This window comes from Methylobacterium sp. OAE515 (assembly GCF_041806315.1).
GTDB lineage: Bacteria > Pseudomonadota > Alphaproteobacteria > Rhizobiales > Beijerinckiaceae > Methylobacterium > Methylobacterium tardum.
The window spans coordinates 5,091,953-5,108,388 of record NZ_JBGMUV010000001.1; the positions used below are offsets into that span (position 1 = coordinate 5,091,953).

Annotated in this window: 13 protein-coding genes and 1 pseudogene; 11 read left to right on the top strand and 3 right to left on the bottom strand. The window is 68.2% G+C overall.

All coding sequences use genetic code 11. The features are described 5' to 3' along the window. Positions 1–80 precede the first annotated feature (80 nt). Positions 81–1,815: pseudogene (locus ABIE45_RS24880) on the bottom strand (patatin-like phospholipase family protein). A gap of 215 nt (positions 1,816–2,030) precedes the next feature. Here ABIE45_RS24880 and ABIE45_RS24885 point away from each other — a divergent pair. The 4 genes from ABIE45_RS24885 (at position 2,031) to mmsB (ending at position 7,325) form a co-directional block, all read left to right on the top strand. Next, the gene (locus ABIE45_RS24885) at positions 2,031–2,783 is read left to right on the top strand and encodes an SDR family oxidoreductase (protein ID WP_192708983.1); all 753 of its coding nucleotides are present in this window, start codon (positions 2,031–2,033) and stop codon (positions 2,781–2,783) included. A gap of 611 nt (positions 2,784–3,394) precedes the next feature. Then, a complete protein-coding gene (gene chvE, locus ABIE45_RS24890) occupies positions 3,395–4,468 on the top strand; it encodes a multiple monosaccharide ABC transporter substrate-binding protein (RefSeq protein ID WP_373622902.1) in 1,074 nt (357 codons plus the stop codon). Between the two features lie 95 nt (positions 4,469–4,563). Continuing rightward, complete coding sequence (gene mmsA / locus ABIE45_RS24895) at positions 4,564–6,099, top strand: multiple monosaccharide ABC transporter ATP-binding protein (protein WP_192708984.1); 1,536 nt, start codon at positions 4,564–4,566, stop codon at positions 6,097–6,099. After that, entirely contained in the window at positions 6,096–7,325 is a 1,230-nt protein-coding gene (gene mmsB, locus ABIE45_RS24900; RefSeq protein WP_192708985.1) for a multiple monosaccharide ABC transporter permease, read from the top strand. Before mmsA ends, mmsB begins: the two co-directional genes overlap by 4 nt. 219 nt (positions 7,326–7,544) lie before the next feature. On the opposite strand, the gene ABIE45_RS24905 is transcribed toward mmsB, so the two are convergent. Further along, positions 7,545–8,516 (bottom strand): polyprenyl synthetase family protein, encoded by a 972-nt coding sequence (locus ABIE45_RS24905; protein ID WP_192708986.1) that lies wholly within the window; start codon positions 8,514–8,516, stop codon positions 7,545–7,547. 48 nt (positions 8,517–8,564) lie between these two features. Here ABIE45_RS24905 and mtgA point away from each other — a divergent pair, with 48 nt between their 5' ends. Together mtgA and ABIE45_RS24915 are read left to right on the top strand one after the other, a co-directional pair. Then, entirely contained in the window at positions 8,565–9,323 is a 759-nt protein-coding gene (mtgA, locus tag ABIE45_RS24910) for a monofunctional biosynthetic peptidoglycan transglycosylase (protein WP_210331810.1), read from the top strand. A 175-nt stretch (positions 9,324–9,498) separates the two neighbouring features. Next, on the top strand, positions 9,499–10,149 hold the full coding sequence (locus ABIE45_RS24915; RefSeq protein WP_192708987.1) for a hypothetical protein: 651 nt from the start codon (positions 9,499–9,501) through the stop codon (positions 10,147–10,149). A 4-nt stretch (positions 10,150–10,153) separates the two neighbouring features. On the opposite strand, the gene ABIE45_RS24920 is transcribed toward ABIE45_RS24915, so the two are convergent. After that, positions 10,154–11,392: an argininosuccinate synthase gene (locus ABIE45_RS24920; RefSeq protein ID WP_192708988.1), complete on the bottom strand. Its 1,239-nt coding sequence runs from the start codon at positions 11,390–11,392 to the stop codon at positions 10,154–10,156. A gap of 201 nt (positions 11,393–11,593) precedes the next feature. On the opposite strand from ABIE45_RS24920, the gene ABIE45_RS24925 reads away from it, so the two are divergent. From ABIE45_RS24925 to ABIE45_RS24945, 5 genes are all read left to right on the top strand, one after another. Next, positions 11,594–12,220, top strand: a complete 627-nt coding sequence (locus ABIE45_RS24925; RefSeq protein ID WP_192708989.1) for a 2-hydroxychromene-2-carboxylate isomerase — start codon at positions 11,594–11,596, stop codon at positions 12,218–12,220. A gap of 107 nt (positions 12,221–12,327) precedes the next feature. Then, the gene (locus tag ABIE45_RS24930; RefSeq protein WP_192708990.1) at positions 12,328–13,014 is read left to right on the top strand and encodes a DsbA family protein; all 687 of its coding nucleotides are present in this window, start codon (positions 12,328–12,330) and stop codon (positions 13,012–13,014) included. A gap of 217 nt (positions 13,015–13,231) precedes the next feature. Beyond that, on the top strand, positions 13,232–13,804 hold the full coding sequence (locus tag ABIE45_RS24935) for a F0F1 ATP synthase subunit delta (protein ID WP_192708991.1): 573 nt from the start codon (positions 13,232–13,234) through the stop codon (positions 13,802–13,804). Between the two features lie 54 nt (positions 13,805–13,858). After that, on the top strand, positions 13,859–15,391 hold the full coding sequence (gene atpA / locus ABIE45_RS24940; RefSeq protein WP_192708992.1) for a F0F1 ATP synthase subunit alpha: 1,533 nt from the start codon (positions 13,859–13,861) through the stop codon (positions 15,389–15,391). A gap of 134 nt (positions 15,392–15,525) precedes the next feature. Continuing rightward, positions 15,526–16,416, top strand: coding sequence for a F0F1 ATP synthase subunit gamma (locus ABIE45_RS24945; protein ID WP_192708993.1), 891 nt, complete (start codon positions 15,526–15,528; stop codon positions 16,414–16,416). Positions 16,417–16,436 lie beyond the last annotated feature (20 nt).

Below are 16,436 nucleotides of genomic sequence, written 5' to 3' on the forward strand. Positions count from 1 at the left end.
TCTCTGACGGGAGATCGGCGCCCGGCGCCGGGGGTTACAGGGCCTTGGGACATGCGCGTGCGCTGCCGCACGAGGACACGTCAGCGCAGCGGATCGAGCCAGCGCGCCAGGGTGCCGGCGTCGAGGCCGGCACGCGTCTCGCGGTAGCCGAGCTCGGCCGATTCCCGGAAGCGCGACCACGCCCGCAGGTCGATGCCGGAGAGCTGCGGCTTGAGCACGGCGGTCGCGTGGGCCGCCGCCATCAGGCTCTGCGCGTCGCTCGAGACCGTCGCGGCGCGCAGCAGCAGCGGCGCGAGGCCGGGCATGGCCAGCGGCGAGCCGATCAGCTTGCGCACGAGCCGGCCCCTCCAGCCGCGATGGGGCATGTCCTGGAAGGCCCGGTCGCTGCCGACATCGACGGCGAGCACCGGGCCGCGCTCCAGCCCGGCGGCGACGTCGGCCGGGAGGTTGTTCATCATGCCGCCATCGACCAGCACGCCCTCGTCGCACAGGACCGGCGGCAGGAGCCCGGGGATGGCGATGCTGGCACGCAGCGCCTTCGGCAGGTCGCCCGACCGATGGACCATCGTGTTCCCGGTGGTCAGGTTCGACGACACGCAGAAGAACGGCAGCCACAGATCCTCGATGCGCACGCCGCCGTAGCGCGCCGCCAGGCCGGCATCGACCTTGGCGCCCCGGGTCAGGGCATGGAGCGGCAGGGTGTAGTCGTTGAGCGGGTTGCTGGTGGCGAAGAATGCCTCGATCTGCGACTGGATCTCCGAGAGGGGCCAGCCCATGGCGAGGCTCGCCGCCATGATCGCGCCCATGCTGGTGCCGCCGACGAAGTCCGGCGCGCAGGCGACCTCGTCGAGGGCCTTCAGGACCCCGAGATGAGCGAGGCCGCGGGCGCCGCCGCCGCCGAGCACCAGACCCCGGGCCGCGCCGCTGGCGAGCCGGGCCAGCCGGTGGAGGTCGTCCTGCCGTCCGTCGCGGACCTGGATCCGCATCGCGGCCGGCAGCGCCGAGACGGCGGGATGGAGCGGTTTCGGGCGCCGCACATCGGGATCCTGCCGGATCACCAGGTCCATGCGGATCCAGTCGGAGCGCACCCGCTCCAGGTATTCCGCCGCCCCCCGACCGCGGCGGGGCGCCGGGCTCGGCCAGTAGCAGCACGTGGTCGCCCCGGCGCTGGCTCTGTCGGCACCAGGGACAGTCGATCTCGTGCGCAGCGAAGATGGTACGCGCGTGCTGGCCCTCGAAGGTCTGGAACCACGCCTCGTCGGCGCCCTCAGGCCAGTCCGTGAGGCAGCCGGTCTCGCCCGGCAGGAGCGCGTCGAAGGCGGCCGCGAGCTGCCGGGCGAGGATTTCCGGGTTCGGCCCTTCGGTCACCGCCAGGATCGTGAAGATCCGGGGCGCGTGATGCACCGAGTAACCGTCGTAGATCGCCCGCAGCCGTTCGGCCAGCATGCGGGCGAAGTAGAGGAGCGTCTGCGGATGCTCGGCGATCACCGCCTCGAAGGCGTCGCGGGTCAGCTTCAGCAGATGGGAGTCGCGCAGGGCCATCACGGTCGCCGCCCGAGGGGCCTCCGACAGCAGAGCCATCTCGCCGAAGGTCTCGGGTGGGCGCAGGCGCGCGATCCGGGTCGGGCTGCCGTTGTGGTCGCGGGCCGAGACGCCGATTGCCCCGGAGACGAGGGTGTAGAGCGCGTCTCCCGAGGCGCCCTGCTCGAACAGGATCTGGCCGCCCGGCACCGCGACCGGGACCATGCGGGCCCGGACCGCCGCGGCGGCCGCGGCATCGAGACCGGACAGGAACGGGATCTCGGGCGCGCTCACCGGTGCACCGCCGGAGACGCAACGCGGCGCAGCTCTGCCGTCGGTCTCCGCCGCATCGTTCCGTCCCCTCCCCGCTCTCGCATGTTCGGGCCACCATAGCGCGCCCGCCGTCAAGCGGGCGCCGCGTGACCGAGCCGCGCATCTGAAACGCCGATGCCTTCGCGCCGCGGCGGCCATCCGCTACAGCCGGGCGACAACAAGGCCGGGAGGAGCGCATGTCGGAAGCAGGTCGGATCGCGATCGTGACCGGGGCGGGGACGGGGGTCGGCAAGGCCGCGGCCCTGGCGCTGGCTGGAGCCGGCTGGCGCGTCGTGCTGTCCGGGCGGCGGCCCGCGCCCCTCGACGAGACAGCGGCCCAGATCGGCGGCGACCGGGCGCTCGTGGTGCCCACCGATGTGACCGATCCCGATTCGATCGCCAACCTGTTCGCCCGCACGCGGGCGGAATACGGGCGACTCGACCTGCTGTTCAACAATGCCGGGATCGGCGCCCCGCCGGTGCCCCTCGAGGACCTGCCGCTGGAGACATGGCGGCAGGTGGTCGACACCAACCTGACCGCCCTGTTTATGTGCACGCAGCACGCCTTCCGGATCATGCGCGACCAGGATCCCCGCGGCGGCCGGATCATCAACAACGGCTCGATCTCGGCACACGCCCCGCGGCCGAATTCCATCGCCTATACGGCGACCAAGCACGCCGTGACCGGCCTGACCAAGGCAACGTCCCTCGACGGCCGTGCCTACGACATTGCTTGCGGGCAGATCGATATCGGCAACGCCGACACGCCCATGGGCGGCAAGATGAAGGCGGGCGTCCGCCAGGCGGACGGGTCGCTCCGGCCCGAAGCCGTGATGGATCCGGATCACGTCGGACAGGCGGTCCTCACGATGGCAAGCCTGCCGCTCGAAACCAACGTGCAGTTCATGACCATCATGGCGACCAAGATGCCGTTCGTCGGACGCGGCTGAGCCGCCGCTCCTGTCCCGCTATGCGGACCACATGATCCGCATAGCGGCGCTTCCCGAGCTGCCGCCGAGCCCTGGAATCCGGGCCCGCGTGGCCCGTTCGTCCCGGCAGGTTTCAGATCCGGGCGAGCAATCTCGTCTCGACAACCGGCGGCTTGCAGAAATCCCGAACCGCGAACGTCCCGATCCAGCTGCACGCTGATCACGGGCGCACCGACCCGCGTCAGATGCCATCCACAGGTGGCTGCTGCAAGGCCAGCCGCGCACGCCCGCGATTGACGATCGTTTCAATAACTCATACAAATATGAGAACGAAGAACGGCCGGGACCCAACCCGGTGCCATAGGAGAGGAAAAACGCTGACTGCACACCGTCTCGACCGGCTTTGCTGCTCCGCGCTGTTGTGTGATACCGACGATTTGTGTCGGTCTTCGATCGTAAGTTTGTCGTAAATGTAAGTCGTTCGGCAGGAACGAGCGCGTATTTGGCCGCATATCTGAGGCGCGTAGAAATTAATCTCGGATTTTAACCGAGTGTCCGAGTCGGCGCTGATCCGGTCGGCGGTTCTGGGATTGTGCCGTAGGTCCGCAAAAGACAACAAGAACGGGGGAGCCATGATCGTCAAGCCAATGTTTCTCAAGTTCGTCCTGGGCGCCTCACTCCTGAGCGCGCTGGCTGCGCAGGCGGCGCGGGCGGCCGGTGGTGATCCGATCGGCGTCGCCATGCCGACCAAGTCGTCGCAGCGCTGGATCGACGACGGCAACAACATCGTGAAGCTGCTGCAGGCCAAGGGCTACAAGCCGGATCTGCAATATGCCGACGATGATATTCCGACACAGCTCGCGCAGATCGAGAACATGCTCACGAAGGGTGTGAAGCTGCTTGTGATCGCCTCAATCGACGGAACCACGCTCAGCGATGTGCTGGCAAAGGCGAGCGAGCGCGGCGTGAAGGTCATTGCTTACGACCGGCTGATCAAGGGAACATCGAACGTCGATTATTACGCCACGTTCGACAACTACAAGGTGGGGGTCCAGCAGGCGACCTCTATCGTCGACGCGCTCGGCCTGAAGGACGGGAAGGGACCGTTCAACATCGAGCTGTTCGGTGGCTCGCCCGACGACAATAACGCATACTTTTTCTACGACGGCGCCCTGTCGGTGCTGAAGCCCTACATCGATGCCAAGAAACTCGTCGTGCGCTCGGGCCAGTTCGGCATGGACAAGGTGTCCACGCTGCGCTGGGATCCCGCGACCGCGCAGGCCCGGATGGATAACCTGCTCTCGGCCTATTACGGCAACGCACATCTCGACGCGGTGCTCTCGCCCTACGACGGCATCTCCACCGCCATCATCTCGTCGGTGAAGAGCGTCGGCTACGGCTCCGGCAATGTGAAGCTGCCGGTGGTCAGCGGCCAGGATGCTGAGCTGCAGGCGGTCAAGTCGATCATCGCGGGCGAGCAGACGGCGACGATCTTCAAGGACACGCGCGAACTGGCCAAGGTGACAGTCGCGATGATCGACGCGATCGAGGCCGGCCGGCAGCCTGAGATCAACGACGCAAAGACCTACAACAACGGCAAGAAGATTGTCCCGTCCTTCCTGCTGACGCCGGTCATCGTCACCAAGGCCAATTGGAAGCCGGCCCTCGTCGACACCGGCTACTACACCCTCGACCAGCTCAAGTGAGCGCGGCGGCCCGCGCCGCCCCGGCCGAACCCGTCTCCGCGCCGGTGCCGCCGGCGTGGGCAGAAACCTGTGCAGACCGAGCCGGAAGGGGTCGCATGCAGCCCGTCCTCGAAATGCGGGGGATCTCCAAGACGTTTCCCGGCGTCAGAGCCCTCAACGACGTCAATCTGAGCATCGCACCGGCCGAGATCCACGCCCTGGTCGGCGAGAACGGCGCCGGCAAGTCGACGCTCATGAAGGTCCTGAGCGGAGTGTATCCGCACGGATCCTACGATGGCGAGATCACCTACGAGGGACAGCCCGGCCAGTTCCGCGACATCTCCGACAGCGAGCGCCTGGGCATCGTGATCATCCATCAGGAACTGGCCCTGGTCCCGTTCCTGTCGATCGCCGAGAACATCTTTCTCGGCAACGAGCCCGCCCGCTTCGGCATCATCGACCAGGACCGGGTCTATGACCGGTCCCGGGAGCTGCTGGCCATGGTCGGCCTTGCCGAGAATCCCGACACCCTCGTGACCCATCTCGGCGTTGGCAAGCAGCAGCTCGTCGAGATCGCCAAGGCGCTCTCCAAGAAGGTCAAGCTGCTCATCCTCGACGAGCCGACCGCGAGCCTGAGCGAGACGGACAGCGAGGCGCTGCTGCAGCTGCTCCTCAGCTTCAAGGACCGGGGCATTGCGTCGATCCTGATCTCGCACAAGCTCAACGAGATCTCCAAGGTCGCCGACCGGATCACCGTGCTGCGCGACGGTACCACCGTCGAGTCCCTCGACTGCCGGAACGGCGGCATCGACGAGGATCGGATCATCCGCGGCATGGTCGGCCGCACGATGGCCAACCGCTACCCGGTCCGCGAGCCGCGGATCGGCGACGTGCTGATGGAGGTGGAGGGCTGGACGGTCCACCACCCCGTCCATGCCGAGCGGGCGGTCGTACGCGATGTCAGCCTGAATCTGCGCAGGGGCGAGATCGTCGGGATCGCCGGCCTGATGGGATCGGGCCGGACGGAACTCGCCATGAGCGTCTTCGGCCGGTCCTACGGCCAGGGCACCAGCGGGATTGTCCGCCTCGAGGGCCGGGAGGTCGATGTCTCGACGATCGACAAGGCGATCGCGGCGGGCATCGCCTACGTCACCGAGGACCGCAAGCAACTGGGGCTCGTGCTCGGCGAGGACATCACCAAGAACACCACGCTCGCCAACCTGCCCGGAGTCTCCACCGCCACGGTCATCGACGAGGATGCGGAGCACCGCGTCGCGAATGCCTACCGCTCGAAGATGCGCATCCGCTCCTTCGGCGTGGAGCAGCAGACCGTGAACCTGTCGGGCGGAAACCAGCAGAAGGTCGTGCTCAGCAAGTGGCTGTTCACCCAGCCCAAGGTGCTCATCCTCGACGAGCCGACGCGCGGCATCGATGTCGGGGCCAAGTACGAGATCTACAGCATCATCAACGAGCTGGCCGATGCCGGCCGGGGCGTCCTGATGATCTCGTCTGAGATGCCCGAGCTGCTCGGCCTGTGCGACCGCATCTACGTCATGAACGAGGGGCGGTTCGTGGGCGAGTTCCAGCGCGCCGAGGCCAGCCAGGAAGCGATCATGCGCGCGATCATGCGCTCCAAGGAGCTGAACGGATGAGCGACATCTCTGTGAGCAAGGCCATGATCCGTCTGACCGAACCCCTTCCGGGCACCAAGGCTGCGGGCGAGCCGCAGGCCCGGCGCGGGCGCTTGGCGATGGCGCAGCTGCGCGATTACGGCTTGGTCTTCGCCCTGGCGGCGATCACCCTGTTCTTCGAGTATGCCACCGGCGGCGTGCTGTTCCAGCCGCTGAACCTGACCAACCTCATCCTGCAGAACAGCTACGTCGTCGTGATGGCGCTGGGGATGCTGCTGGTCATCGTGGCCGGCCATATCGACCTGTCGATCGGCTCGGTGGTCGGATTCGTGGGGGCGCTCGCGGCCCTTCTGATGGTCCGATTCGGCTTCGATCCATTCACCGCCACCGTCCTGTGCCTGGCGGTCGGCGCCGCGATCGGCGGGCTGCAGGGCTACTTCGTCGCCTATCTCGGCATTCCGAGCTTCATCGTCACGCTCGCCGGCATGCTGGTGTTCCGCGGCCTGACGCTGGCACTCTTGCAAGGCGCCTCGATCGGGCCGTTCCCGGAGGTATTCCAGCTTCTCGCCAAGGGCTTCCTCGCCAACTTCGCCGGCCCCTGGACCGCCCTGCTCATCGCGCTCGCCCTGTCGCTGATCCTCGTCGGCCTGAACGGGCGCCGCCGGGCCGCGCGGCTGCGCAACGGCGGCGAGGCCGAATCCTGGGCGGCGTTCATTTTCCGCAACGGCATGACCACAATCGTGATCCTCGCCTTCGCGTATCAGATGAGCGCCTATCGCGGCCTGCCCAACGTGCTGTTGGTGATGTTCGCGCTGGTGATGCTCTACCGCTTCGTCACGACCCGCACGACGATCGGCCGGCGGATCTACGCGCTCGGCGGTAACATCAAGGCCGCACGGCTGTCAGGCATCAAGACCGAGCGGCTCACCTTCCTGACCTTCGCCAATATGGGTGCGCTGGCCGGCCTCGCGGGCATGATCTTCGCCGCCCGGCTCAATACCGCGACGCCGAAGGCCGGTGTCGGGTTCGAGCTCGACGTGATCGCGGCCTGCTTCATCGGCGGCGCCTCGGCGGCCGGCGGCATCGGCAAGGTCTCAGGCGTCGTGATCGGCGCGTTCATCATCGGCGTGATGAACAACGGCATGTCGATATTGGGCATCGGCGTCGACTACCAGCAGGTGATCAAAGGGATCGTGCTGCTCGCCGCCGTCTGCCTCGACGTCTACAACAAGAACAACCGGGCCTGAGGGCCTGCACAATCCGACCCCGTCGCCTTCCGCGGATGGGATCGGAACAGCGCAGATACGTCTTTGCGAGCGCAGCGGAGCGATCCAGCGGCGCCAAGCCCCTATGATGCCGCGTTCCCCGGACCGCTTCGCTCCGCGCTATGAACCCATCGACGAGAACGCTGGGGATGAACCGGCGGCCCCTTAATCCGTCGGACCGGGCACCGCCGGCCGAACCGCTCAGGTCTTGCGCGCGACCGTGAAGCGGGCGGCATCCCGCAGGATGCGGGCACCCTCACCCCAGGATGCGACCGCATCTTCGCAGACACCGACGAGGCGGTCGCACTCGGCCCGGGCTCCATCGATGCCGAGGCGGTCGACCAGCGTGGCCTTGCCGGCATCCTTGTCCTTGCCGGTCGCCTTGCCCATGGCCTCCGGCGAGGCCTCGCGGTCCAGGATGTCGTCGGCGATCTGGAAGGCCTGGCCCAAGGCGAGACCGTAGCGTAGGAGGGCGGCCCGCTGACCCTCATCGGCGCCGCCGACGATCGCGCCGGCCTCCACCGAGAAGGCCAGGACGGCGCCGGTCTTCATCGCCTGCATCCGCAGGGTGTCGTCCACATCCATGTTGGCCGCGCCGAACCGGCCCTCGGCGGTGAGGTCGAGGAGCTGGCCGCCGACCATGCCGCCCAAGCCCGAGGCCCGGGCGAGGCCGAGCACGAGGTCGGCGCGGATCCGGGCGTCCGGCTGCCAGGCCGGGTCGGCGACGATCTCGAAGGCGAGCGTCTGGAGCGCGTCGCCGACCAGGATGGCCGTGGCCTCATCGTAGGCCTTGTGGACCGTCGGCTTGCCGCGGCGCATGTCGTCGTCGTCCATGGCCGGCAGGTCGTCGTGGACGAGGCTGTAGCAATGCACCAGCTCGACGCCGGCGCCGGCGGCGAGCGCCGCCGCCTCGGAGCCGCCGAGCATCCGAGCGGTCTCGATGGCCAGGAAGGGCCGGAGGCGCTTGCCGCCGCCGAGCACGGCGTGGCGCATGGCCTCCATCAGGCGGGGCGGCCGCGCGATCTCGCCGGGGCCGAGATCAGGGCCGAGGCGTTCGACCAGGAAGGTCTCGACCATGCCGGCGACTTCAGCCAGCCTGTGGGAAAACGCGACGGCCTGCGTGTCAGTCTTGACCGAACCGGTCGGTGCCTGCGTTGAGGGGGTCGGGGTCATCGGGCGCTGCGTCCGGTCCTAGCCTTGCGAAAACCAATCGAGTGTCAGTTGAGCGGGAACGAGATCGCGGTGGGCGAGGCAGGACGCAGGCGGGAAGCGGCGGGTCGTGACCTTCCGCTCGCGCGCCCGCGGCGCTCCCGCCCGGTCCGCCAGATCGTCGGGGCGCTGCTCCTGCTCCCCGCCGTCGCGTTCGTCGTCGTACTGACGCTGGCGCTCGTCTATAGCGCGGTGATGCCGCCGTCGACCCTGATGCTGGGGCGGTGGTTGACGCTTCAGCCTGTGAGCCGCGATGCCGTGAGCCTCTCGGAGATCGCGCCGGCGCTGCCGCAGGCGGTGATCGCCTCGGAGGACCAGCGCTTCTGCCTCGACCACGGCGTCGATCTCGGGGCGATCCGCGAGGTGGTCGAGGATGAGGATTCGCCGAGCCGGGGCGCCTCGACGATCGCGATGCAGACCGTCAAGAACGTCTTCCTGTGGCCGGGCCGCTCCTACATCCGCAAGGCGGTCGAAATCCCGCTGGCGCTGGCGCTCGACACCCTGTGGGGCAAGCGCCGCATGATGGAGATCTACCTGAACGTCGCCGAATGGGGCGACGGGATCTACGGCGCGCAGGCCGCCAGTCGGCATTGGTTCAACAAGGATGCCAGCCGGCTGACCCGCGGCGAGGCCGCCCTGCTCGCCTCAGTCCTGCCGAACCCGATCACGCGCAGCGCCGGGCGTCCCTCGCCCGGCGTCCGCCGCCGCGCCGCGCAGATCCAGGCCATGATGGGCCAGATCGAGGGTTTGACGGGCTGCGTGCGCCGGTAGGCGGCACGGGAGTGTTTCAGCCGACGGCCGTGTCGGCGTCACGGGTCGCGGCTAATGCTCGGCGGGCTGCCGGCCGGACTGAACACCAAGCGCATCAGGCCCGGTCCGCCGGTAGCAGCGGCCGCCCCGCCTCTGTAAGACGGCCTTCAGAGCCAGAGCCTGGGACCGATATTCGATGAGCGACGCCGTCTACGACCTCACCCTGGAGCGCATCGCCCTGATCCGGCGGATGGTCGTCGCCTGGGGTGGTGCCGAACCCGGCGCGCCGACCGTCCACCCGGACGCTCCCTATGGCAGCCTCGACCGCGACGGCGACATCGCCAATGTCACGGGCGATGACGAGGGGGCCGAGGAGGAGCACCGGGCGCTGGAGGACGGCCTCGCGGTCTTCGCCCAGAACGCCCTGCTGAAGCCCGGCCGCTACCAGTACCACAACGGGCTGGCCAAGCTCGACCACGGCGAGGTCGGCGACGTCTTCCGGGATGCGCAGACCGGACAGACGCCCGAGCACATCACCTTCGCGGTGACCCCGGAACACCTCGCGCTGATCCCGCGGCTCGCCTATGGCTGGGATGCGGCGCGGAACGTGCCCTGCGTGGACCCGAAGCAGCCTTACGGCGGGACAGGACCCTATACCGCCGCAATGGCGCGCCATCTCGCCGCCGTCCCCGAGACGGCCGCCAACGATGACGAGGACGGCGAGACGCACCGGATCCGGCTCCACCGCGAGATGCAGCCAGCCCTTCAGATCTTCCTGCGCTACGCCGATCTCGGGCCGGGCGCGTTCCGGCGTCCGGCTCCGACCTCGGATTGGCAGCCGGCCTGAGGGCTCAGCCCTCGCGCTTCCTGCGCTGCGCCAGGGTGCGCAGCCGCAGGGCGTTGAGCTTGATGAAGCCCGCCGCGTCGCGGTGATCGTAGGCGACGGCGCCCTCCTCGAAGGTCACGAGGTCCTGGTCGTAGAGCGAGTGCGGGCTCTCGCGGCCGATCACGTGGACGCCGCCCTTGTAGAGCTTCAGCCGCACCGTGCCGGTGACCTTCTCCTGGCTCTTGTCGATCAGCGCCTGGATCATCTCGCGCTCCGGCGAGAACCAGAAGCCGTTGTAGATCAGCTCCGCGTATTGCGGCATGAGCTGGTCCTTGAGGTGGGCGGCGCCGCGGTCCAGCGTGATCGACTCGATGGCGCGGTGCGCCGGCAGCAGGATCGTGCCGCCCGGCGTCTCGTACATGCCGCGGCTCTTCATGCCGACGAACCGGTTCTCGACGAGGTCGAGCCGGCCGATGCCGTTGGCACGGCCGAGCTCGTTGAGCTTGGCCAGCAGGCTCGCGGGTGAGAGCTTCTCCCCGTCGATCGAGACCGCGTCGCCACGCTCGAATCCGATCGTGATGATCGTCGGCTGGTCCGGCGCCTCCTCGGGGGAGAGCGTGCGCGAGTAGACGTAGTCCGGCACCTCAACGGCCGGATCCTCCAGCACCTTGCCTTCCGAGGAGGCGTGCAAGAGGTTGGCGTCCACCGAGAACGGACTCTCGCCGCGCTTGTCCTTGGCGATCGGGATCTGGTGCTGCTCGGCGAAGGCGATGAGTTGCTCGCGGGAGCGCAGGTCCCACTCGCGCCACGGGGCGATCACCGTCACGTCGGGCTTAAGCGCGTAGTAGCCGAGCTCGAACCGGACTTGGTCGTTCCCCTTGCCGGTGGCGCCGTGGCAGACCGCATCGGCGCCGACGCGTTCGGCGATCTCGATCTGCTTCTTGGCGATCAGCGGTCGCGCGATCGAGGTGCCGAGCAGGTAGACGCCCTCGTAGACGGCGTTCGCCCGGAACATCGGGAAGACGTAGTCGCGGACGAATTCCTCGCGCAGGTCCTCTATGTAGATGTTCTCGGGCTTGATGCCGAGGAGTTCGGCCTTGCGGCGGGCCGGCTCCAGCTCCTCCCCCTGGCCGAGATCGGCCGTGAAGGTCACGACCTCGCAGCCGTAGGTGGTCTGCAGCCACTTCAGGATGATCGATGTGTCGAGGCCGCCGGAATAGGCCAGCACGACCTTCTTCACGGGGCTCTTCGCGGGGACGGACATGCGGCTTCCGGAACTGAGGCGGGGCGTCTGCGGCTTATCGCGGGTGTCACCGGCCTGCAACCGGCGCGCCGTCTCGCGCGTAGGCCAGATGCCGGAAGATCGGCCGCGTTTCGCCTCACGGTGGCCTTGCGGCCGTGCAAGAAATGGCGCGGGCGTTGCCAGTCGTCATCGCCGCAAGAGTGCATCGGAGAAGCGAAGTCTATGGCGCGCCAGCCGATTCTGGAGTTCTGGTACGAATTCGCCTCCACGTACTCCTACCTCGCGGCGATGCGCATCGAGGCGGCGGCGGCCGAGGCTGGTGTCGCGATCCGGTGGCGGCCGTTCCTGGTCGGGCCGCTCTTCGCCTCGCAGGGCTGGACGACCTCGCCGTTCAACCTCTACGCGGCCAAGGGCAAGAACATGTGGCGCGATGTCGAGCGCGAGGCCGCGCGCCTCGGCCTGCCGCCGGTGACGCGCCCCGCCCAGTTCCCGCAGAACAGCCTCAGCGCGGTGCGGGTCGCCATCCTTGGCCAGGACCAGGATTGGCTGGTGCCGTTCTCTAAGGCGGTGTTCACCGCGAGCTTCGCCGAGGGACGCTCCATTGCGGAGCCGGCGGCGGTGGCCGAGATCCTCGATTCGCTCGGGCTTGACGGGACGCAGACTGTGCGAGCCGCGGCCGCGGAGGCCAACAAGACGAAGCTGCGGGTCAGCGTCGAGGAGGCGCGCTCGCGCGGGATCTACGGGGCGCCGACCTTCCTGGCGGATGACGGCGAGCTGTTCTGGGGCAATGATCGCCTGGATCAGGCCCTGGCCTGGGCGACGGGCGATCGGCCGAAGGGGCTGCGGTAGGGCCGCGTTCACGACGTTCGGCCATCAAACCGACTCGACCCCCTGGTTCTGGTCCGGCTCCGCTTCGGCGCGGCCGGAGCGGGACAGCGATGCCCCGGACGAGTCCCATGCCTGTTTCGCGACGCCTTCTCCTCGCCGCAGCCGCCACCCTCGGGGCCGGCTTGACGCCTGTCTGGGCGCAGTCCTACGGCCAGCGCGTCGCGGTCACCGGCGACGACGGCAAGGCGGTGGCGAACTCGATCCTGCCCGGTGAGATCACCGGACAGATCCCGGCCCTGCGTGGGGTCACGTATGTCGGACCGCGGGACGCCGGAACCACGCTCTACGAGTTCTACGACTTCAACTGCCCGTACTGTCGGAAGGCGGCCGCCGACGTGGTTGCCTTGCACGACAGCGATCCGGAGCTGCGGATCGGGCTTGTCCACAATCCGATCCTGTCGCCGCAATCGGCTCAGGCCGCCAAGGTGATGCTGGCCGTCCAGCGCAGGCTCGGATCCGAGGCCGCGTGGCGCTTCTACCAGACGTTGCTCGGCAAGCCCGGACGGATCGACGGGCCCGGCGCCCTCGCCGCCGCGGCCGCTCTGGGCATCCCGCAGGCGGAGGTGGAGGAGATCGCCGATAGCGAGGAGGTGCGCGCGGCGCTCAAGAGCCAGATGCGCATGGCGGCGGATCTCGGTCTCTACGCGACGCCGTCCTACGTCCTCGGCAACAGTGGCATCCTCGGCCATCCGGGTGCCCGCGCCATGGCCAAGATGATCGCCAGCGTCCGGCGCTGCGACCGGCTCGCCTGCTGAGGCGGGTCCTGCGTCACACTTCCGCCGTCCTGACGCGCAGCGAGGCGTGCCTGCCGTGTTGCGCGCGGCCATGCTGGCATGCTAGGCGGTCGCCGCGCCGCGAGGACAGTTCTCGACCCTGTCCGTTGCCGGCGCGATCCCACGTCCCGAACGGTCACGCACCGCGCTCCTGCCGGAGCGCGCGGAGCGGGCGGGCAACCAGAGAAGAGAGCGACGGGTGGCGCAGAACGGTTCCGAGGCTGGTCCCCTGGTCGCAGGCGTGGCGGGCCGGTACGCTTCCGCCCTGTTCGATCTCGCGCGCGACGAGCGCCAGGTCGACGCGGTCGCCGACTCCCTCAATCAATTTGACACGCTGCTGAAGGAGAGCCCGGATCTTCGCCGCCTCGTCCGCAGCCCGGTCTTCAGCGCCGAGGAGCAGGAAGCTGCCATCGGCGCCGTGCTGGGCAAGGCCGGGATCGGCGGCCTCGCCGGCAACTTCATCCGCCTCGCGGCCTCGAACCGCCGTCTCTTCGCGCTTCCTGACATGATCAACGCGTTCCGGACCCTGGTCCAGGATTCGAAGGGGATCGTGCGCGCCCAGGTCCGGGTCGCCGAGAAGCCCTCCGACACCGTGATCGAGGAGATCAAGGCGTCGCTGCGCGATATCGCCAAGGCCGATGTCGACGTCGACCTGGTGATCGACCCGAGCCTGATCGGCGGCCTCGTCGTGAAGATGGGCTCGCGCATGGTCGACGCCTCCCTCAAGACCAAGCTCAACGGTATCCGCCTCGCGATGCGGGCCGCGCCGTAAGCGCCCCCATCCGACCCGAACACTTATAGACGCATCAGCGACAGAGGCCCGAGTATGGACATCCGCGCCGCCGAGATCTCCGCAATCCTGAAAGAGCAGATCAAGAACTTCGGCGAAGAGGCCGAGGTCTCCGAGGTCGGGCAGGTCCTGTCCGTCGGTGACGGCATCGCCCGCGCCTACGGCCTCGACAACGTCCAGGCCGGCGAGATGGTCGAGTTCGAGTCGGGCGTGCGCGGCATGGCCCTGAACCTCGAGCAGGACAACGTCGGCATCGTGATCTTCGGCTCCGACCGCGAGATCAAGGAGGGCCAGACCGTCAAGCGGACCGGCGCCATCGTCGACGTGCCGGTTGGCAAGGGTCTGCTCGGCCGCGTGGTCGATGGCCTCGGCAACCCGATCGACGGCAAAGGCCCGATCCAGTCCACCGAGCGCCGCCGCGTCGACGTGAAGGCCCCGGGGATTATCCCGCGGAAGTCCGTGCACGAGCCGATGGCCACGGGCCTGAAGGCGATCGACGCGCTGATCCCGGTGGGCCGCGGCCAGCGCGAGCTGATCATCGGCGACCGCCAGACCGGCAAGACCGCCATCGCCCTCGACACGATCCTGAACCAGAAGCCGGGTCACGCCGCCGGCATGGACGAGAAGGCCAAGCTTTTCTGCATCTACGTCGCCATCGGCCAGAAGCGCTCGACGGTGGCCCAGTTCGTGAAAGTCCTGGAGGACCAGGGCGCCCTGGAATACTCGATCATCATCGCCGCCACGGCGTCCGACGCGGCCCCGATGCAGTTCATCGCGCCCTTCGCCGGCTGCGCCATGGGCGAGTACTTCCGCGACAACGGCATGCACGCCGTGATTGTGTATGACGATCTGTCCAAGCAGGCCGTGGCCTACCGTCAGATGTCGCTGCTGCTGCGCCGCCCGCCGGGTCGCGAGGCCTATCCGGGCGACGTGTTCTACCTCCACAGCCGCCTGCTGGAGCGCGCCGCCAAGATGGGCGACGCCGCCGGCAACGGCTCGCTGACCGCCCTGCCGGTCATCGAGACTCAGGCCAATGACGTCTCGGCCTACATCCCGACCAACGTGATCTCGATCACCGACGGCCAGATCTTCCTTGAGACTGACCTGTTCTACCAGGGCATCCGCCCGGCGGTGAACGTCGGCCTCTCGGTGTCGCGGGTGGGCTCCTCGGCCCAGACCAAGGCGATGAAAAAGGTTGCCGGCAAGATCAAGGGTGAGCTCGCGCAGTACCGCGAGATGGCGGCCTTCGCGCAGTTCGGCTCGGATCTCGATGCCTCCACCCAGCAGCTCCTGAACCGCGGCTCGCGGCTCACCGAGCTCCTGAAGCAGCCGCAATTCTCGCCGCTGAAGATGGAAGAGCAGGTCGCGGTGATCTACGCCGGCGTGAACGGCTATCTGGACAAGATGCCGGTCAGCAAGGTCCGTCCCTTCGAGGACGCGCTGCTCAGCACCCTGCGCACCAAGCACAAGGACCTGCTCGACTCGATCGCCGCCTCCAAGGACCTGTCGGACGAGAACGCCGGCAAGCTGAAGAGCGTCGTCGAGAGCGTCGCCAAGTCGATCGGCTGATGTGAGGCCCCTCCCCCCGGGGAGGGATCTTGGATGGTGCGGGAGGATCTCGGTCCTCGCCGCACCGCCCGAACTTCCGGCTCCTTCCCGCCGAGGGAAGGAGAGGCCCATAGAACGGACCTGGACCTCACCCGATGGCGAGTTTGAAGGACCTGCGCAACCGCATCACCTCGGTGAAGGCGACGCAGAAGATCACCAAGGCCATGCAGATGGTCGCCGCCGCCAAGCTGCGCCGCGCGCAGATGGCCGCCGAGGCGGGCCGTCCCTATGCCGAGAAGATGTCGGTGGTGCTGGGCAACCTTGCGGGCAACCTCGTCGGCGGCGTCGGCGCCCCGCGGCTCCTGTCCGGGACCGGCTCGGAGCAGACGCACCTCCTCGTCGTCTGCACCGGCGACCGCGGCCTTGCTGGCGCGTTCAATTCGTCGATCGTCCGCCTTGCGGTGCGTGAGCACGCGCAGAAGCTCGCCGCCGAGGGCAAGACCGTCAAGATCATGACGGTCGGCAAGAAGGGTCTTGACGCTCTGCGCCGGCAGTACCGCGACCAGATCGTCGAGAGCATGGATATCCGCGGCAACCGCCCGGTGGATTACGACTTCGCGGCCTCCATCGCCGACAAGATCCTGACCCGCTTCGAGAACGGCGAGTTCGACGTCGCGACCCTGTTCTACTCCGAGTTCCGCTCGGTGATCTCGCAGATCCCGACCGCGCAGCGCCTGATCCCGGCCGAGCTGCCGCCGGCCGACGCGACCGCGAAGGCGACCGCCGGCAACGCCGCCCTGGAGTTCGAGCCGTCCGAAGAGGCGATCCTGGAGACGCTGCTGCCGAAGAACCTCACGGTGCAGATCTACCGGGCGCTCCTGGAGAACGCCGCGTCCGAGCAGGGCGCGCGCATGAGCGCCATGGACTCGGCCACCCGCAACGCGGGCGAGATGATCAAGAAGCAGACGCTGATCTACAACCGCACGCGTCAGGCCATGATCACCAAGGAACTCATCGAGATCATCTCGGGTGCGGAAGCCCTCTGAGGCACCGCAGCCCGACCGCA